The 17,474-nt window shown below is 68.7% G+C and carries 18 protein-coding genes; 15 read left to right on the top strand and 3 right to left on the bottom strand.

The window, feature by feature from the left end; all coding sequences use genetic code 11:
• Positions 1–29: 29 nt before the first annotated feature.
• The 12 genes from OHT21_RS05000 to OHT21_RS04945 all read left to right on the top strand — a co-directional run bounded on the left by OHT21_RS05000 (position 30) and on the right by OHT21_RS04945 (position 12,700).
• Positions 30–1,001: a succinylglutamate desuccinylase/aspartoacylase family protein gene (locus OHT21_RS05000; RefSeq protein WP_328766997.1), complete on the top strand. Its 972-nt coding sequence runs from the start codon at positions 30–32 to the stop codon at positions 999–1,001.
• Positions 1,002–1,113: 112 nt separating this feature from the next.
• Entirely contained in the window at positions 1,114–2,211 is a 1,098-nt protein-coding gene (locus tag OHT21_RS04995; protein ID WP_328766996.1) for an ABC transporter substrate-binding protein, read from the top strand.
• Positions 2,204–3,343 carry an ABC transporter ATP-binding protein gene (locus OHT21_RS04990; protein WP_328766995.1) on the top strand — a complete coding sequence of 380 codons (1,140 nt, stop codon included), beginning with the start codon at positions 2,204–2,206 and terminating at the stop codon, positions 3,341–3,343. Before OHT21_RS04995 ends, OHT21_RS04990 begins: the two co-directional genes overlap by 8 nt.
• 3 nt (positions 3,344–3,346) lie before the next feature.
• The gene (locus OHT21_RS04985; RefSeq protein WP_328766994.1) at positions 3,347–4,240 is read left to right on the top strand and encodes an ABC transporter permease; all 894 of its coding nucleotides are present in this window, start codon (positions 3,347–3,349) and stop codon (positions 4,238–4,240) included.
• Entirely contained in the window at positions 4,237–5,103 is an 867-nt protein-coding gene (locus OHT21_RS04980) for an ABC transporter permease (protein WP_328766993.1), read from the top strand. The genes OHT21_RS04985 and OHT21_RS04980 overlap by 4 nt, the downstream gene beginning before the upstream one ends.
• Complete coding sequence (locus tag OHT21_RS04975; RefSeq protein WP_328766992.1) at positions 5,100–6,458, top strand: aminotransferase class III-fold pyridoxal phosphate-dependent enzyme; 1,359 nt, start codon at positions 5,100–5,102, stop codon at positions 6,456–6,458. Before OHT21_RS04980 ends, OHT21_RS04975 begins: the two co-directional genes overlap by 4 nt.
• A gap of 32 nt (positions 6,459–6,490) precedes the next feature.
• The gene (locus tag OHT21_RS04970; protein WP_328766991.1) at positions 6,491–7,444 is read left to right on the top strand and encodes a succinylglutamate desuccinylase/aspartoacylase family protein; all 954 of its coding nucleotides are present in this window, start codon (positions 6,491–6,493) and stop codon (positions 7,442–7,444) included.
• A complete protein-coding gene (locus OHT21_RS04965) occupies positions 7,441–8,895 on the top strand; it encodes an aldehyde dehydrogenase family protein (RefSeq protein ID WP_328766990.1) in 1,455 nt (484 codons plus the stop codon). The genes OHT21_RS04970 and OHT21_RS04965 overlap by 4 nt, the downstream gene beginning before the upstream one ends.
• Positions 8,892–9,830, top strand: a complete 939-nt coding sequence (locus OHT21_RS04960) for an aldo/keto reductase (protein ID WP_328766989.1) — start codon at positions 8,892–8,894, stop codon at positions 9,828–9,830. The genes OHT21_RS04965 and OHT21_RS04960 overlap by 4 nt, the downstream gene beginning before the upstream one ends.
• Before the next feature lie 45 nt (positions 9,831–9,875).
• Entirely contained in the window at positions 9,876–10,541 is a 666-nt protein-coding gene (locus OHT21_RS04955; RefSeq protein WP_328766988.1) for a haloacid dehalogenase type II, read from the top strand.
• 39 nt (positions 10,542–10,580) lie between these two features.
• Positions 10,581–11,864 carry an NAD(P)/FAD-dependent oxidoreductase gene (locus OHT21_RS04950; RefSeq protein WP_328766987.1) on the top strand — a complete coding sequence of 428 codons (1,284 nt, stop codon included), beginning with the start codon at positions 10,581–10,583 and terminating at the stop codon, positions 11,862–11,864.
• 101 nt (positions 11,865–11,965) lie between these two features.
• Positions 11,966–12,700 carry an SDR family NAD(P)-dependent oxidoreductase gene (locus OHT21_RS04945; protein ID WP_328766986.1) on the top strand — a complete coding sequence of 245 codons (735 nt, stop codon included), beginning with the start codon at positions 11,966–11,968 and terminating at the stop codon, positions 12,698–12,700.
• A 30-nt stretch (positions 12,701–12,730) separates the two neighbouring features.
• Here OHT21_RS04945 and OHT21_RS04940 read toward each other — a convergent pair whose 3' ends face one another.
• The gene (locus OHT21_RS04940) at positions 12,731–12,925 is read right to left on the bottom strand and encodes a hypothetical protein (RefSeq protein WP_328766985.1); all 195 of its coding nucleotides are present in this window, start codon (positions 12,923–12,925) and stop codon (positions 12,731–12,733) included.
• A gap of 46 nt (positions 12,926–12,971) precedes the next feature.
• Between OHT21_RS04940 and OHT21_RS04935 the strand changes: the two genes are divergently transcribed.
• On the top strand, positions 12,972–13,508 hold the full coding sequence (locus OHT21_RS04935) for a dihydrofolate reductase family protein (RefSeq protein ID WP_328766984.1): 537 nt from the start codon (positions 12,972–12,974) through the stop codon (positions 13,506–13,508).
• Positions 13,509–13,782: 274 nt separating this feature from the next.
• Here OHT21_RS04935 and OHT21_RS04930 read toward each other — a convergent pair whose 3' ends face one another.
• On the bottom strand, positions 13,783–14,892 hold the full coding sequence (locus OHT21_RS04930; RefSeq protein WP_328766983.1) for a sensor histidine kinase: 1,110 nt from the start codon (positions 14,890–14,892) through the stop codon (positions 13,783–13,785).
• Positions 14,885–15,568 carry a response regulator transcription factor gene (locus OHT21_RS04925; protein WP_328766982.1) on the bottom strand — a complete coding sequence of 228 codons (684 nt, stop codon included), beginning with the start codon at positions 15,566–15,568 and terminating at the stop codon, positions 14,885–14,887. The genes OHT21_RS04930 and OHT21_RS04925 overlap by 8 nt, the downstream gene beginning before the upstream one ends.
• Positions 15,569–15,655: 87 nt before the next feature.
• Here OHT21_RS04925 and OHT21_RS04920 point away from each other — a divergent pair, with 87 nt between their 5' ends.
• Both OHT21_RS04920 and OHT21_RS04915 read left to right on the top strand, forming a co-directional pair.
• Complete coding sequence (locus OHT21_RS04920) at positions 15,656–16,312, top strand: M15 family metallopeptidase (RefSeq protein WP_328766981.1); 657 nt, start codon at positions 15,656–15,658, stop codon at positions 16,310–16,312.
• 152 nt (positions 16,313–16,464) lie between these two features.
• Positions 16,465–17,454 carry an endonuclease/exonuclease/phosphatase family protein gene (locus tag OHT21_RS04915; RefSeq protein ID WP_328773959.1) on the top strand — a complete coding sequence of 330 codons (990 nt, stop codon included), beginning with the start codon at positions 16,465–16,467 and terminating at the stop codon, positions 17,452–17,454.
• Positions 17,455–17,474 lie beyond the last annotated feature (20 nt).

Here is a 17,474-nt window from a genome sequence, read left to right as displayed (position 1 = left end):
GAGGCCTGAGCCCGATTGAGGTACGACACATGACACTGACCATCGGCCCGCTGCGAGCGGAGCCCGGCCAGAAGACTCGCGGGACCATCCCCGCCGACCTCGGCCCCACGACGGTCGAAGTCCCGCTGATCCTCATCAACGGCACCCGCCCCGGCCCCAGGGTCGTCATCACCGGCGGCGTCCACGGTGGCGAGTTCATCGGCGTCGACGCCGCCACCCGCCTGGCTGGGCTGCTGGAAGCGGACGACATCGCCGGCCAGGTGGTGATCTGCCCCGTGGCCAACCCCCCGGCCGTCTACGGCGGCAGGCTCAACATCTCCCCGCTGGACGGCGTCAACATCAACCGCGTCTTCCCCGGCGACAAGGACGGCGGCCCCACCGACCGGATGGCGGCCTGGCTGTTCGAGTACGTCATCAACGGCGCCGACGCCTACGTGGACCTGCACAGCGGCGGCATCGACCAGCATCTGCTCGACTTCGTCGGCTACCGCCTGACGGGCGACTCCGAGCTGGACGCGAAGAACAAGGGAATGGCCCACGCGGTCGGTTACGAGCGCGTCATCTTCGGCACCAGCCCGGCCGGCGGCAACAGCCACGCCGCGGCGAACCGGCAGGGCATCCCCGCCATCCTCGTCGAGACCGGCGACCTCGGCGACCGGGACCCCGCCACCGTACGCAGGCTGCTCGACGGCCTGTACCGGCTGCTGCACCACCTCGCTGTCATCGAGGCACCGCAGCACGTCGCCCCGGTGACCACACCGCCGCGCGAGTGGGCCTGGACGGGAGAGGTCGTCTCCCCGACCACCGGCCTGTGGTACCCGGACGCGATCACCGGTGACGAGGTGACCGAAGGACAGACCATCGGCCGCATCATCGACCCGGCCGACGGCACCGAGCACAAGATCGCAGCCACGGCCACCGGACAGATCATCTACGACATGAACGGGCTCACCGTCCGCCCCGGTACGGAACTCTCCGCCATCGCCGCCCCGAACGACTGACGGGCCGCATACCTGCCCCCCCCGACTGACGGGCCACATTCCCGCCCCCCTGATTCCCCTTCCCCCAACCCTCAAATAGCCGGTCCCACGCGCTACTTCCAGGAGATTTGTCATGAGTGATCCCATGATCGGCCGCAGAGCGCTCCTGCGCGGAGCAGGCGGCATAGCCGCCCTCGCGTCCCTCGCCGCCTGCGGTACCGGTACCAGCCGCAGCTCGTCCGCCGCCGGCGGTAAGGGCGGCGGCAAGACGGTGATCGTCCGCGACAGCGGCGGTTCCTTCGGCGCGGCGCTGCAGAAGGCGATCTACACGCCTTTCACGCAGGAGACCGGCATCCAGGTCAAGGTGCTCAACCTGGACGACGCCCCGCTGCTGGCCCAGATCAAGCAGGGCCGCCCGCAGTGCGACCTCATCAACAACTCGATGATGTCCCACGCCAAGTACGTGAAGCAGGACGCCCTGGAGACGCTGGACCTTGACCGGGTCAAGAGCGTCAAGAGCGCGAAGATCCCCGAGAACCAGATCACCGAGCACGCCGTCGGTAACAGCTTCTACGGTCAGTGCATCGGGTATCGCACGGACGCCTTCGGCGGGAAGAAGCCGGAGTCGTGGGCGGACTTCTGGGACACGAAGGCGTTCAAGGGCGGCCGTTCGATGGTCAGCCCGGACGGTGACCTGCCGGAGCTGGAGTTCGCGCTGCTGGCCGACGGCGTGCCGATGGACAAGCTGTACCCGCTCGATGTGGACCGCGCGTTCAAGGTGATGAGCCGGCTGCGCGGCGACATCAAGAAGTTCTGGGACAGCGGCCCGCTGCCCGGTGTGCTGCTCAGCCGCGAGGAGGTCACGATGTCCACCGTGTGGGACGGCCGGCTCGCCGATCTGCAGAAGCAGAACGTGCCGGTGGAGCGGCAGCTGAACGGCATGCGCCGCCAGTTCCAGGGCTACGCGATCGCCAAGGGCGCGGCCAACGTGGACAACGCGTACCTGCTGATGGACTTCTCGCTGCAGGCTGAGAGCCAGGCGGCCCTGGCCAAGGCGTTCCCGTCGAACCCGTCCTCTCCGCTGGCCTACGCCAAGCTCAGCGAGGACGAGCGCAACGCACTGGCCGGGGCGCCGAAGTACTACGACAAGGGCTTCGATGCCGACATCGAGTGGTGGCTGAAGAACGAAGCGGCCGTCACCAAGCGCTGGCTGGAGTGGGCTCGTGGCTGAATTCGGTATCGCCACACCGTCCGTCAAGGTGGCCGGCGGCAAGCCGGCCACTGCGACCGGCAAAGCGCTGTCGGTGGTGGCTCTGCGCAAGACGTACGGCGATGTGGTCGCGGTCGATGAGGCGTCGATGGAGATTGCGGCGGGGGAGTTCGTCACCTTCCTCGGCGCGTCCGGGTCGGGCAAGACCACGACCCTGATGATGATCGCCGGGTTCTGCGAGCCGGACTCCGGCACCATCACCGTCGGGGACCGCGACGTCACAAGGCTCGCCCCGCAAAAACGCAACCTCGGTTTCGTCTTCCAGCAGTACCTGCTCTTCCCGCACATGACGGTCAGTGAGAACGTGGCCTTCCCGCTCACGCTGCGCGGGGTGCCGAAGGACGAGATTCGCCGCCGGGTGGGGGAGACGCTGGAGATCGCGGGGCTGTCCGGGTTCGGCGGCCGCCGCCCGCGTGAGCTGTCGGGTGGTCAGCAGCAGCGGGTCGCGTTGTGCCGGGCGCTGGTCTACCGGCCGCCGGTGATCCTGATGGACGAGCCGCTGGGCGCGCTGGACAAGAAGCTGCGTGACCAGCTGCAGGTGGAGATCAAGACCATCCAGCAGGAACTGGGCCTGACCGTCATCTATGTGACGCACGATCAGGAAGAAGCGCTGGTCATGTCGGATCGCATCGCGGTGATGCGCAACGGCCTGATCGAGCAGTTCGACACCCCCCGGGAGCTGTTCGAGCGGCCGAGGACCCCGTTCGTGGCGGACTTCCTCGGCGCGGCGAACTTCCTGCCCGGCCGCATCGAGCAGCACACCGACGAGCACACCCTGGTCCGCCTCGACGAGTCCGGCGGTCTGCTGAAGGCGCGCCGCCACGACCTCGCCTCCGGAGCCCAGGTGAAGGTCGCGGTGCAGCCGGGCCGGCTGCGGGCCTGCGCCCCGGACGACGGTTTCTGTACGGGCACGGTGGAGACCGCCACGTACGTGGGCACCCTGGTCCGCGCCGGCGTACGCATCGACGGCGGTGACGCACCGCTGCTGCGCCTGGAAGTACCGGCCGGCCGCGGACCCGTCACCGGCGAGCGGGTCGGCATCTCCGCCGATCCCGAGGACGTCAACCTCTTCCCCGTCGAACAGGGCGGGTGAGTCATGGCCGCCCTCACCGCCACCGCACCCGCGCGCCCGCGCAAGCTGCTGGCCTCCCGCCGCACCCGGGTCGGCCTCCTGTACGCGCTGCCGGTCGTCGTCTACCTGCTGGTGCTGTTCGTCTACCCGATCTTCAGCACCCTGTTCCTCAGCGTGCAGGGCACCGACGGCGCACTGACCCTGCACTGGTACGTCGACGCCCTCACCGGCGTCAATCTGTCGGTGCTGTTCACCACGCTGCGGATCTCCGCGGAGACGGCGCTGTTCAGTCTCGTCTTCGGCTTCGTGCTGGCCAACGCCATCTCGAGACTGAAGCCGCTGTGGGCCGGAGTGGCCATGTTGATCGTGGTCGTGCCGCACTTCATCAGCGCCCTGGTACGGACGTACGGCTGGATCATCATGCTCGGCGACAAGGGCCTGGTGAACGAGTCCCTGGCCGGCCTGTGGGTGCCGGGTGCGCCGTTCCAGCTGCTGTACAACGAGCTCGGCGTGGTCATCGGAACCACCTCGATGATGCTCCCGTACACGGTGCTGCTGCTGTACGGCGTGATGCGCGGGGTGGACCGCCGGCTGCTGGCGGCCGCCTCCAGCATGGGCGCCGGACGCGTGACGATCTTCCGCCGTATCTACCTGCCGCTGGTGGCGCCTGGTCTGGCCAGTGCCGGACTGCTCAGCTTCATCCTGTCGCTGGGCTATTACATCACCCCGGCCCTGATGGGCGGACCCAACCAGACGATGATCGCCACCCTGATCAACCAGCAGGTGATGAAGCAGAACCAGTGGAACGGGGCGGCCGCCCAGGGCGTGATCCTGCTGCTGATCACCTTCGCCGGACTGCTGCTGGTCAAGCTCGTGACCTCGCTCGGCGCCAGCCGCAGGAAGAGGAGCCTCTCATGATGGAGCTGCGCAGCACCCTGGCAGGGAAGATCATCCTGACCGCTGTCGCCACTGTGATCCTGCTGTTTTTGGCGCTGCCGATCGTGGTCATCCTGGTCACCTCCTTCAGCGACAACGCCTTCGCGGCCTTCCCGCCCGACACCTGGACGCTGAACTGGTACAAGGCGCTGTTCGCCGACGGCAGCAAATGGCCCGCCGCGCTCTCCCTGAGCGCCTTGATCGCCTGCCTGAGCACTGTGTTCTCGCTGATCATCGGGGTGACCGCGGCGACCGCGCTGGTCCGCAGCGAACTCCCGCTGCGCTCGGCGGTCTTCGCCCTGGTCCTCGGCCCGCTGGTCATCCCGCAGATCGTCACCGCACTGGGCCTGTTCCTGCTCTTCGAGCCGGCCGCGATGCTGGGCAGCCCGATAGCCATCGCCCTCGGGCACACCGTGCTGGCCGCACCCATCGCGGTACTGATCCTGATCGCGACCCTGCGCGGCATCGACGAACGCCTGGAGGACGCCGCAGCCAGCATGGGCGCGGGACGTCTGACCATCGCCCGGAAGATCACCTTCCCCCTCGCCGCACCCGGCATGATCGCGGCGGCGATCTTCTCCTTCATCACCAGCTTCGACGAGTTCTACATCTCCCAGTTCCTCTCCTCCGTCGACACCGTCACCCTGCCGGTGCGGGTCTACAACTCCCTGACCTTCGACATCGACCCCAGCGTCACCGCGGTCAGCGCGCTCCTCACCGCCGGCGCGATCCTCGCCCTCGTGCTGGTGGCCGTGGTGCGCTGGATCGGCTCCGGACGCCAGGACTCCCTGCTCTCGGTCGAGAACACGGCAGGGATCGCCAACCCCGGAGGCGAGGCCGTATGACCACCACGACCGCTCAGCGGCACCTGCTGCTGAACATGACCGCCAACGGATTGCTCGCAGCGCCGGACAAGGAACTGTTCGTCGTACGTCACGGCGAGGGACCGTACGTCGACGACGCGGTCGGCAACCGCTATATCGACGGACTGTCCGGGCTGTACTGCTGCCAGATCGGTTACTCCTACGGCGAGGAGATCGCCGAGGCGGCCGAGAAGCAGCTGCGCGAACTGTGCTACAGCCCCCTGTGGTCGGAGTCCGCGCACCCCACCGCGCTCCAACTCGCCGAGCGGCTGGCCGCGTTGGCCCCCGACGGCATCGAGCATGTCTTCTTCGGCGGCGGCGGCGCCGAGGCCGTGGAGACCGCCTGGAAGATCGCCCGCAGGTATCACACCCTGCGCGGTGAGCCGGGCCGCATCAAGGCGATCGCCCGCCGCGGCGCCTACCACGGGCTGACCCTCGGGGCGCTGTCCTTCACGGACGACCCCGGCCTCACCGAGCCGTACGGACCGCCCGCCGTGGAGACCCACTTCGTCGCCAACACCAACCGCGGCGCCCTCGAACAGCCGCTGGACGAGGCGGCGTTCACCGAGTACCTGCTCGCCGACGTCGAGGCCACGGTCCTCGCGGCGGGACCGGAGTCGGTCGGGATGCTCATCGCGGAGCCGGTGCAGAACCGGGGCGGTTGCATCACCCCGCCCCAGGGCTACTGGCAGGGCCTGCGCCGACTGGCCGACCAGTACGGCTTCCTGCTGGTCGCCGACGAGGTGATCACCGCCTTCGGCCGGCTCGGCGAATGGTTCGGCGGCGAGTGCTACGGCGCCAGCCCGGACATGGTCACCGTTGCCAAGGGCATCACCGCCGGGTACGCACCGATGGGCGCGACCCTGGTCGCTGGGAGCGTCGCCGAGGTGATCAACCGGCCCGGCGAGGTGCTCAACCACGGCTACACCTTCAGCGGTCACCCGCTGAGCGCGGCCATCGCCCTGCGCAGCCTGGACATCATGGAGCGCGACCGCGTTCTCGAGAACGTCCGCGGGCACCAGGACCACCTGGCCCAACGCATGGCGTCCCTGGGCGAGTTGCCGATCGTCGGTGACGTCCGCGGCGCCGGGTTCTTCTACGCCTGCGAACTTTTCGGAGACCTCGACGGCGGCGGCTTCAGCGACCGGGCCCGTACCGAGCTGATCGTCGACCTCGTCCCGCGCCGCCTGCGCGAGGCCGGCCTCCTGGCCCGCGTCTACAACCGCGCCGCCCCCCTGGTGCAGATCGCGCCCCCGCTGATCAGCGACCGCGCACTTCTGGACCGTATCGCCGACATCATCGCGGACACCCTCGCCGAGGCCTCCGCCCGTTTGTGACACCCGCTTTCCATGCTTTCGGAAGGAACGACATGTACTCCATCGGTTCGCTGACCGTCGCCCCCGGCGAGCGCGCCCAGGGCCTGATCCCGGTCGGCACCAGCAGCTACGGCGTGGAACTCGGCATACCCCTGATCGTCATCAACGGCGCCCAGGACGGCCCGGTGCTCTGCGTGGACGCGGGCGTGCACGGCGACGAGTACGACGGCCAGGAGGCCATCCGCCGTGTACTCGCCGAGCTCGACCCGGCCACCCTGCGCGGCACCGTCGTCGGCATCCCCTGCCTGAACACCCCGGCCTTCGAGGCGGCCGCCCGCACCAGTGGCCTGGACTACCTGAACCTCAACCGGATCTTCCCGGGCGACGCGGAGGGCTCGTACTCCCAGCGGCTGGCCGCCACCTTCGTCGAGAAGGTCGTCCCGGCCGTCGATGCCGTGGTCGACCTGCACACCGGCGGTGCCTACGGCGAGATCGCCCCGCTCGTCATCCTCCAGGGCGGATACGAGGACCTGGCCACCGACCTGGCGCTGGCGGCCGGGCACGAGCTGGTGTGGAAGGGCGGCAAGTGGGGCGGCACGGTCCGCCACCCCGTCCTCGCGGCGGGCAAGCCCGCCATCACCCTCGAGGTCGGCGGCGGCACCTACCGCGAGGCCAACGTCGAGACGCACATGAACTCGATCCGCAACATCCTGCGCAGCCTCGGCCTGATCGACGGCGAGGTGGAGCTGCGGGACACCTACACCACCGTCTCCGGCACCTTCGCCCGCTCCGCCTCCGGCGGCTTCTTCGTCGCTCGCGCCGAGCCGGGGGAGAACTGCAAGGAAGGCGACCTGATCGCCACCATCACCGACCACTACGGCAACACGCTGGAAGAGGTCACCGCCCCGCAGGACGGCATCGTGCTCTGGGTCCGCCGGATCCGCACCGTCCGTCCGGGCGACGAGGTCGTCATCTTCGGCGAGGTCCTCGGGGAGATCCAGCCATGAGCGGCGATACGCAGTTGCTCCTCATCGACGGCAAGCCGGTGCCCGCCGACGACGGCCGCACTTTCACCGTCGTCGACCCGTCCGACGGGACGGACCTCGCCCAGGTGGCGCTGGCCGGCAAGGCGGACGTGGACCGGGCGGTAGCCGCGGCCCGGGCGGCCTTCGTGGCGCCCGAGTGGGCGCGGATGCGTGCCGCCGACCGGGGCCGGATCCTGTTCCGGATCGCCGAGGCGATCCGGGATCAGGGGGAGCGGCTGGCGCGGCTGGAGAGCCAGGACGTCGGCAAGCCGCTGCGCCAGGCCAAGGCCGATGTCGAGGCCGCCGCCCGCTACTTCGAGTTCTACGCGGGCTTCGCCGACAAGCTCGGCGGTTCCACGATCCCGCTGGGCCCGGGGTTGCTCGACTACACGGTCCGCGAGCCGATAGGCGTCTCCGGGCAGATCATCCCGTTCAACTACCCGCTGCAGAACACCGCGAGGGGTTCCGCCCCCGCACTGGCCGCGGGCTGCACGGTGGTGCTCAAGCCCTCGCCGGAGGCGCCGCTCACCCCGCTCGAGGTCGGCCGCATCGCCATCGAGTGCGGGCTCCCGCCGGGCGTACTGAACGTCGTCCCCGGCGACGGAGAGACGGGCGCGGCCCTCGCCGGTCACCCGGACATCAACCAGGTCACCTTCACCGGCTCGGTGCCCACCGGTATCAAGGTCGCCCAGGCCGCCGCCGCCAACGTGGTGCCCTCGGTCACGGAACTGGGCGGCAAGTCCCCGGTCGTCGTCTTCGCCGACGCCGACTTCGACCTGGCGCTCGGCGCCATCGCGGCCTCGGTCTTCGGCAACGCCGGCCAGACCTGCTCGGCCGGTACCCGGTTGCTGCTCCAGCGCGGTGCCGAGGAGTTCCTGGACAAGCTCGTCGAGTACGCGGCCTCCCTGCGCATCGGCCCCGGGCTCACCGACCCGGATATCGGCCCGCTGGTCGCAGCCCGGCAGCGCGACCGGGTGCTGGCCTACCTGGACCTGGCCCGCGAGGAGGGCGCCACGGCCCGGGCGGGCGGCGGTGCCCCCTCCGACAAGGCGCTCGCCGACGGCTACTACGTCGAGCCGACCGTCCTCACCGGCCTGACCAACCAGGCCCGTTGCGCCCGCGAGGAGATCTTCGGCCCCGTCATCACGGTCATCGAGTTCGACGACGCGGACGAGGCCCTGGACATCGCCAACGACAGCCCGTACGGCCTGTCCTCCTACGTCTGGACCCGCGACATCGACAAGGCCATGCGCCTGGCCGAAGGCATCCGGGCCGGACAGGTCAACATCAACGCCACCGGCGTCGGCACCGGCGTCGAGCTCCCCTTCGGCGGCTACAAGCACAGCGGCTGGGGCCGGGAGAAGGGCCTGGAGGCGCTGGCGAGTTACACGCAGATCAAGAACGTCTGCATCGGCTTCGGGAGCGGGTCATGAGGTACCGCACCCTCGGCGAACGCGGCCCGGCCGTCTCCGTCGTCGGTGTCGGCGGCAACAACTTCGGCTCCCGCCTCGACGAGCAGGGCACAACTGCCGTCGTACACGCGGCACTTGACGCCGGGATCACGCTCTTCGACACCGCCGACATGTACGGCGGGTTCGGCGACCTTGGTGGCGCGCGTGGCGACGGCGAGCGGCTGCTCGGCGTCGCTCTCAAGGGTCACCGCGACGAGGTCATCCTGGCCACCAAGTTCGGCATGGAGATGGATGAGGAGGCCGAGCGGCACGGCCCGCGTGGCTCGCGCCGCTACGTCCGGTACGCCGTCGAGGCCTCGCTGCGCCGGCTCGAAACCGAGTGGATCGACCTGTACCAGTACCACCAACCGGACGGCGTCACGCCGCTGGACGAGACCGTCGAGGCCCTCGTGGAGCTGGTGGGCGAGGGCAAGATCCAGTACCTCGGCTGCTCCAACCTCCCCGCCGAGCAGCTCACCGACGCCTTCGTATCCACCCAGGCCCGCTACCACCTGCTCGACCGCAGCGTGGAGCAGGACGTGATCCCCGCCTGCCTGCGCCACGGCATGGGTCTCCTGCCGTACTACCCCCTCGCGAACGGCCTGCTCAGCGGCAAGTACCGGCGCGGCGAGCAGCCCCCGCCCGGCAGCCGGCTGTCCTGGCGGCAGGGCTGGCTGACCGACGAGGCCCTCGACAAGGTCGAGGCGCTCACCGCGTACGGCGCCGAACGCGGCCTGACGCTCCTCCAGGTGGCCGTGGGCGGACTGGCCGCCCTGCCCGCCGTCGGCTCCGTCATCTGCGGTGCCATGACCCCCGAGCAGGTCACCGCCAACGCGGCGGCGGCCGACTGGATCCCCGACGCGGCCGACCTGGCCGCACTCGACGCGATCGCCACCCCCGGCGAGCAAGTCGTCTGACCTCCCCAACTCCCTTACTCCACCCGCGAATCGAGGCTGAACACCATGCGAGAGATCGTCACCTTCGACGCCTACGCCACCCTCATCAACTTCCAGCTCGGCCCCACGACCCTGAAGGTCCTCGAGGACCGGCTCGACCTGGACAACCTGGACGTCGACGAGTTCCTCGACGACTTCCGCGTCATGCGCTTCCAGGCCGTCCTGGAGGCCTACCGCCCGTACCACGAGATCCTGCACTCCAGCCTGCGCAACGCCATGCGCCTGCACGGCCTGGAGTACCGCACCTCCGACGGCGACGCCCTCGTCGAGGCCGTGCCCACCTTCGGCCCGTTCCCTGAGGTCCCGGACGCGCTGCGTGCGCTGAAGAGCAAGTACGAGATCGCCATCATCTCCAACACCGACGACAACCTGATCGCGCGGAACGTCGAGAACATCGGCGTCGACTTCGACTACGTCATCACCGCCCAGCAGGCCCGCGCCTACAAGCCGGACCGTCAGACCTTCGAGCACGCCTTCAAGACCATGGGCGTCGAGCCCTCCCAGGTCATCCACACCGCCCAGGGCTGGGAGTACGACCACATCCCGACCCGCGACCTCGGCCTGAAGCGCCGCGTGTGGATCAACCGCTACGGGCGCCTGGGCAGCGCCGACTACCAGCCCTACGACGAGCTGCCCGACCTGTCGGGCCTGCCGGCGCTGCTCGGCTGCTGACAACACCGGTACGACACGCACGATGTGAGGACGCACGCCATGAAGCAGATCCCCTACTGGCTCGACACCGCCCCCGCCCTGCCCGACCGGTCCGGAAAGGACCTGCCCGACGAGGCGGACGTAGTGGTCATCGGCGGCGGCCTCACCGGCCTGTCCACCGCCTACCACGCCGCCCGCAAGGGCGCCCGCGTCGTCCTCGTCGAGAAGGACAAGGTCGGCTCGGGCGCCTCCGGACGCAACGGCAGCATGTGCACCCAGGGCATCACCATCAGTCCCGCCGAGGCCCGCAAACGTTACGGCCAGGAGCGCGCACTCGAGCTGTACAACGCCTTCCGCGAGGCGGTCGACGTAGTCGAGGACCTCACGCAGAAGGAACAGATCGACTGCGACTTCAATCGCGCCGGGCGCCTCGGCCTGGTCTGCAAGCCCCAGCACTTCGACGGCTTGCAGGCCAAGCAGCGCGACCTGGCCGACAACTTCGGCCACGAGACGATCGTCCTGAGCAAGAGCGAACTGCGGGCCGAGCTCGGCACGGACTACTACCACGGCGCCCTGCTCGACCCGCTCAGCGCGGGCCTGCACGTGGGCAAGTTCGTCGGCGGCCTGGCGGACGCCGCCGAGCGGGCCGGCGCCGAGATCCACGAGCGCAACGCCGCCACCGGCCTCACCCCCCTCCCCGGCGGCGGCTTCGTGGTGGAGACCATGCACGGCACCATCCGAGCCAAGCAGGTCATGGCGGCGACGGACGCCTACACCGACAAGTCGATGCCGTGGTTCCGCAAGCGGCTCATCAACGTCGGCAGCTTCATCATCGTCACCGAGCCGCTCGGCGAGGCACGTGCCAAGGAACTCATCCCGAACGGCCGCTTGATGGTCGCCCACAAGAATGTCGGCCACTACGTCCGCCTCACCCCCGACAACCGCCTCGCCTTCGGCGGCCGGGCACGCTTCGCCCCCTCCAACCCGGCCTCCGACATCAAGAGCGGCGACATCCTCAAGCGGGAGATGACCGAGATCTTCCCGCAGCTCGCGGGGGTGCGCATCGACTACGTGTGGGGCGGCATGGTCGGCTTCTCCTGGGACCGCATCCCGCACGCGGGCGAGGTCAACGGCCTGTACTACTCGATGGGGTACTGCGGTCACGGCGTCCAGATGGCCACGTACATGGGCCGTGCGGTCGCCGAGATGATGGACGGCAAGCCGGAGGCCAACCCGCTGCGCGGCTTCGGCTTCCCGAAGGTCCCCGTCCCCTTCTACAACGGCACGCCCTGGTTCCTGCCGTTTGGCGGGGCCTACTACAAGGCGAAGGACAGGCTGCTCTGAGCCGACGCCGACGGTGGTGACACCACGGGGACATCTCCGCAAAGTCGCGGGAAGTCCCCGTGGCGCCCACCCGCCCGAAGACTGACGAGGAACGTACGTACATGAGACTGCAGGGCGTCAACGCCGTGATCACCGGAGCATCGAGCGGCATCGGCCAGGCGGTCGCCTCCCGCTTCCGCCGCGAGGGCGCCAACCTCCTGCTCACCGGACGGCGACCCGAGCCGCCCGAGGCCCATCCGGACGATCTCTACCTCGCAGGAGACCTAAACGACGAGGCCTTCGTCTCCGAGCTCGCCGATCGAGCGGCGGATCACCTGGACGGAGTGGGAGTGGTCGTCCTCTGCCACGGACTCCAACGGTCCAGCCCGCTAGAAGAGACGACGGCCGACGACGCACGCGACGTCCTCGACAGCAACCTCCTGAGCGCCTTCCTGGTCATGAAGCACCTCATGCCGCTGGCGCCCGAGTCGGGGGCATCGATGGTGTGCGTCAGCTCGCGCCTCGGCATGGTCGGCATGCCGAACCAGACCCTGTACTCCGCCGCCAAGGGCGGCCTCATCGCCCTCGCGCGCGGCGCAGCCATCGAATGGGCGCCCCGCAACATCCGCGTCAACGTGGTGGCCCCCGGCCTGACCGTAACGCCGGTCATCGAGGCTTCGATCCAGCGACGCCCCGACCCCACGGCCTACCGTCGCGAGAGAGAGGACTCCATCCCACTCCGCCGACTCGCCACCCCCGAAGAGATCGCCGACGCGATCCTCTTCCTCGCCGGCCCGGAGTCGTCATACGTCACCGGTGCAGTGCTTCCCGTGGACGGCGGCTACACCGCGTTCTGACAGGCCGGCCACTATGAGGCCGTGCCGCCATCAACGGCCAGTTCTACCCACCACGTCTCGATGGCTTGGCTGAACTCCGCTGGTGCGTCGGATTGCCGCGAAGCGGAAGTCCCAGTCCTCGGAGGCGAGATCGGACACGGCCGGCATCAGCACGTCGATGAACACCGCGGTGGCGCCATTGGACAGGTCCAGGTCGTGGCTACCGCCGGAGAAGATGTTGCTCACCGACCTATGATGCGATCCCGGCCCTCCACCTGCTTGGAGAAGACGCATGACGGAGGCGAGCACCGGCAAAGTGGTCGTGAACAGGGTGATGTCCCTCGATGGGTTCATCGCCGGTCCCGGCCACACGATGGACTGGATCTTCGAGCACATGACGTCGGCGACGTTCCCGGAGGTCATGGCGGCCACGGGCGCCATGCTCATCGGCCGGGGCACGTACGAGGTCGGCAAGCGCATGTCCGACGAGAACCCCGACTACGAGGGCGGGGCGCAGTTCGTCCTCACCCACCGCCCGCCCGACGAGCCGGACCCCAACGTCACCTTCCTCACCTGCGACATCGAGGAAGCCGTGGCCACGGCACGCCACGCCGCCGGTGACAAGAACCTGGAGATCCTCGGCGCCGACGTGGCCGCCCAGTGCCTGCGGCGCGGCCTCGTCGACGAGATCCTGGTGTACGTGCTGCCGGTGCTGCTCGGCGACGGCGTCCGCTTCGCGCCGCCGGGCCTCGACCGGATCGACCTGGAACCGTTCAGCAACGTCCAGTCGGGCGGGGTCACCATGCTGCGCTTCCACGTGCGCAAGTAGGCACGATCGCAACTACTGGCCTGCTGTCATGGCCCCCATCCCGTGGGGCAAGTTCCCCACTCTCGCTGAACCTCAACTGGCCCGACGGTGGCTGCAGTTCGGTCGGAGCGGTCGTCGATCCGGTCGAGAAACGGACCGAGCCACATTTCACGGGCTTGCTGCACATCGTTCCGGTACTGCTCGACGGCGGTTCTCGCCTCCTCGACGACCTCGGGGGCGCGGATGTGCGACTCGAACAGGTACGGGCCGTCGAGGCCTCCGGTGCCACCCCACCTCAAGTACCGGATGTTGCCGGGTTCTTCCTCATGCCCCACGCGGGCAGTTCCACGGTGACGCGGATCCCGCCGGCAGGGCGCGGGGTGAGGGTGAGTGTTCCGTCGTGGGCCTGGGTGATGGTTTTGACGATGGCCAGGCCGAGGCCGACGCCTGCGTGGTCGGTGTGTATGCGTTCGGTGCCGCGCTGGAATGGTTCGGTGAGTGTCGAGACCCGCTCTGGGGTGAGCTTCTCGCCGGTGTTCTCGACGGTGAGCACCACAGTGTTGGGGCGGACGCTGGTCTTCACCCACACGGTGCCCTGTTCGGGCAGGTTGTGGACGATCGCGTTGTGTACGAGGTTCGTGGTCAGCTGCAGCAGGAGCGCCTGCGATCCGATGGTGGGGGTGATGTCGCCGCAGGTCTCGATGGTGACGCCGTGCTTTTCCGCCAGAGGGAGGAGCGTTTCGGTGGCTTCCTCCGCTACGAGGGACAGGTCGACCTGTTCTCGGGTGAACGACCGCTGGTTGGCGCGGCTGAGCAGGAGCAGTGCCTCGGTGAGGTCGATCGCTCGGGTGTTGACGGCGTGGAGGCGGTCGATGATTTCGCCGGTGTCGTGGTCCGGATCGGTGCGGGCCACCTCGAGGAGGGTCTTCGAGACCGTCAGCGGGGTGCGCAGCTCGTGAGAGGCGTTGGCCGCGAATCTCCGCTGTTCGGCGACGTGTGCTTCGAGCCGCGCGAGCATCATGTCGAAGGCGTCGGCGAGTTCGCGGAACTCGTCCTGGTGGCCCGGCAGCCGGATCCGGTGGGAGAGCGATCCGTCCGTGGCCCGGCGGGTGGCGTCCGTGATGCGGGTCAGGGGTGCGAGCATGCGGCCGGCGAGGATCCATCCCCCCAGAAGGCCGAATACCAGGAGGAACGCCATTACTGCGACTGCCATGGGGGCGAAACCGCGCACGAATTCGGTGCCCGGAGTTGCTCTCCATGACCCCTCTGGGTTGGTTCGCAACCACCCCTTTCGCAGGAGAAACACTCCAATGGCAGCGATCAGCAGGAAGCCGGCGACCATGAGGAATCCGGCGTAGCTGAGGGTGAGCTTGAGGCGGACGCTCAGCCCGGGCTGCCTATCCACGGTCCCCTCCCGGAGGTGCGGTGTCGATGCGGTAGCCGACCCCCGGCACCGTGGTGATGATCCAGGGTTCGCCGAGCCGCTTACGCAAGGCCGAGACGGTGATGCGTACGGCGTTGGTGAACGGATCGGCGTTCTCGTCCCACGCGCGTTCCAGGAGTTCCTCGGCGCTGACGACACCGCCTTCTGCAGCCACAAGGACTTCGAGTACGGCGAACTGCTTTCTGGTCAGCGCGACATAGCGGCCGTCCCGATACACCTCTCTGCGGAACGGATCCAGCCGCACGCCCGCGATCTCCCGTACGGGAGGCCTGGTATGCCCACGCCTGCGGTCGAGTGCCCTGAGCCTGAGCGCGAGTTCCTGCAGTTCGAACGGCTTCGTGAGGTAGTCGTCGGCGCCGAGTCCGAACCCGGAGGCCTTGTCGTCGAGACGGTCGGCCGCGGTGAGCATGAGGATCGGCATGCCGCTGCCGGAGGCGACGATGCGTTTGGCGATCTCGTCGCCCGAAGGGCCTGGGATATCGCGATCGAGTACGGCGATGTCGTACGCGTTGATGCTCAGGAGTTCCAGAGCGGTGTCGCCGTCACCGGCGATGTCGGCGGCGATCGCCTCCAGGCGCAGGCCATCGCGGACGGCTTCTGCCAAATAGGGTTCGTCCTCGACGATTAACACACGCATGCACTCGATGCTACGAGCCGCCACATATCGTCCGCGTATCGAAAATCGCATACGTGCCCGCAACGCCGCGCTGCCTTCACTGGCGGCATGAATCGACCCCCAACATCAGCCCGAACCACAACTCGCCGAATTCGCCGATTCCTTGTCGTCGACCTGATCGCGCTCATAGCCGTGATCACCGCAGTCCTCGGCTGCCAGGGCCAGAAGCTCGCATCCACCTCGCCTTCCTCGTCACTCCCGGCGGTATCACCACCGAATCCGCGTCACGGTGAGCACGGTGGTGCGCTCGGCGAGGCTGACGGTGTCGTCCTCGACGACGTGACGGTCTTCGATGACGCGATTCCGGCCGTGGCCAAACTCGATCCCGATTTACGTACGGCCCTCCGTGAGGCCGCGAAGGATGCCGCTGACGACGGAGTCGAGTTCTACGTCAATAGCGGCTGGCGTTCAACGGAATACCAGAATCAACTTCTTCGCGAGGCGATCTCCAAGTACGGGTCCGAGGACGAGGCCGCCCGATGGGTGGCCACCCCGGAGACGTCTCCTCACGTGTCCGGCGACGCCGTCGACATCGGGCGTTCCGATTCGACGGCGTGGCTGTCCGAGCACGGCGCCGAGTACGGCCTGTGCCAGATCTACCGGAACGAACCCTGGCACTACGAAGTGCGCACCCAGGCGATCGACGACCGTGGCTGCCCGCGCATGTACGCCGACCCCACCGAGGACCCGAGGATGCAGCAGTGACCGGCAGTGAGCGAGGACAGGCCATCGGGCAGGTGGACACGGCGGAGACCGGACAAGCCGCCGCCCGCCGTCCTGACATCGGCTCCGGTACGCGGCGTATGGGCGTCCGTTGGGAAGCAGGTGCCGCGAGCTGGCGCGCGAGCATCCGCCGGATGATCCGCATGTGCTCTCGGCCAGGCCCTTGGAAGCGCGGCCCGGTACTCGCCGCACTGGCGCTGCTGCTGGGCCTGCTCATGCTGCTGTACCCGAAGATCCCGAACGGGATCGGAGGCCTCGGCAGCCTGGTGGAGACCTTCCTGCCATGGTTCGGCCTGTGCATCCCGGTGCTGCTGGCCGGGGCACTGTGGCGCCGCTCCGCCTCCGCGGTGATCGCACTGCTGCTGCCGGTCACGGTGTGGCTGAACCTCTTCGGCGGACTCCTCGGCGACAAGTCCCAGCCGGGCAGCGACCTCACGCTGGTCAGCCACAACGTCGGCGCCGACAATCCCCAACCCGCCAGTACCGCCCGCAAGTTGGCGGCCTCCGGCGCGGACGTGCTGGCCCTGGAGGAGATCACCGAGCAGGCCCGGGGGACGTACGAGAAGGAGCTGGCGAAGGCGTACCCGTACCACTCGGTGCTGGGCACGGTCGGACTGTGGAGCAAGTTGCCGCTGTCGGACACCCGGCCGGTCGACATCGAGCAGGACGCCGGGCCGCTGGGGGACACCAAGCCGGCCGAGGTCAAGCTGGCGTACAACCGGGCGCTGCGCACCACGGTGACCACCGACCACGGGCCTCTGGCGGTGTATGTGGCCCATCTGGGTTCCGTACGCGTGACTCCCAGGACGGGCTTCTGGACGGACTCGCGGGACCGAAACGCGCAGGCGCTCGGCCAGGCCGTCGCCGCCGAGCGGAACGAACGCGTGGTGCTGCTCGGCGACCTGAACGGCACCATCGACGACCGCGCGCTCGACGGCATCACCTCGCAGTTGCACTCGGTCCAGGACGCGTCCGGGGACGGCTTCGGCTTCAGCTGGCCGGCGTCCTTCCCGGTGGCGCGGATCGACCAGATCCTGGTCCGCGGCGTGGAACCCACGAGCTCATGGGTGCTGGCGGCCACCGGCAGCGACCACCGGCCGGTGGCGGCCGGAATCAGCTGGTGAACCTCGCGCAACATCGCGCC

The organism is Streptomyces sp. NBC_00286 (assembly GCF_036173125.1).
Classification (GTDB): Bacteria; Actinomycetota; Actinomycetes; order Streptomycetales; family Streptomycetaceae; genus Streptomyces.
The sequence above is the reverse complement of the archived record's forward strand: the minus strand, read 5'-3'. Positions and strand labels throughout refer to the sequence as shown.

Bases quoted from the DNA above. Each gene is read 5' to 3' on its own strand.
- OHT21_RS05000 (WP_328766997.1), top strand. From the start codon at position 30: ATGACACTGACCATCGGCCCGCTGCGAGCGGAGCCCGGCCAGAAGACT.
- OHT21_RS04995 (WP_328766996.1), top strand. From the start codon at position 1,114: ATGAGTGATCCCATGATCGGCCGCAGAGCGCTCCTGCGCGGAGCAGGC.
- OHT21_RS04985 (WP_328766994.1), top strand. From the start codon at position 3,347: ATGGCCGCCCTCACCGCCACCGCACCCGCGCGCCCGCGCAAGCTGCTG.
- OHT21_RS04980 (WP_328766993.1), top strand. From the start codon at position 4,237: ATGATGGAGCTGCGCAGCACCCTGGCAGGGAAGATCATCCTGACCGCT.
- OHT21_RS04975 (WP_328766992.1), top strand. From the start codon at position 5,100: ATGACCACCACGACCGCTCAGCGGCACCTGCTGCTGAACATGACCGCC.
- OHT21_RS04970 (WP_328766991.1), top strand. From the start codon at position 6,491: ATGTACTCCATCGGTTCGCTGACCGTCGCCCCCGGCGAGCGCGCCCAG.
- OHT21_RS04965 (WP_328766990.1), top strand. From the start codon at position 7,441: ATGAGCGGCGATACGCAGTTGCTCCTCATCGACGGCAAGCCGGTGCCC.
- OHT21_RS04960 (WP_328766989.1), top strand. From the start codon at position 8,892: ATGAGGTACCGCACCCTCGGCGAACGCGGCCCGGCCGTCTCCGTCGTC.
- OHT21_RS04955 (WP_328766988.1), top strand. From the start codon at position 9,876: ATGCGAGAGATCGTCACCTTCGACGCCTACGCCACCCTCATCAACTTC.
- OHT21_RS04950 (WP_328766987.1), top strand. From the start codon at position 10,581: ATGAAGCAGATCCCCTACTGGCTCGACACCGCCCCCGCCCTGCCCGAC.
- OHT21_RS04945 (WP_328766986.1), top strand. From the start codon at position 11,966: ATGAGACTGCAGGGCGTCAACGCCGTGATCACCGGAGCATCGAGCGGC.
- OHT21_RS04935 (WP_328766984.1), top strand. From the start codon at position 12,972: ATGACGGAGGCGAGCACCGGCAAAGTGGTCGTGAACAGGGTGATGTCC.
- OHT21_RS04925 (WP_328766982.1), bottom strand. From the start codon at position 15,568: ATGCGTGTGTTAATCGTCGAGGACGAACCCTATTTGGCAGAAGCCGTC.
- OHT21_RS04920 (WP_328766981.1), top strand. From the start codon at position 15,656: ATGAATCGACCCCCAACATCAGCCCGAACCACAACTCGCCGAATTCGC.
- OHT21_RS04915 (WP_328773959.1), top strand. From the start codon at position 16,465: ATGATCCGCATGTGCTCTCGGCCAGGCCCTTGGAAGCGCGGCCCGGTA.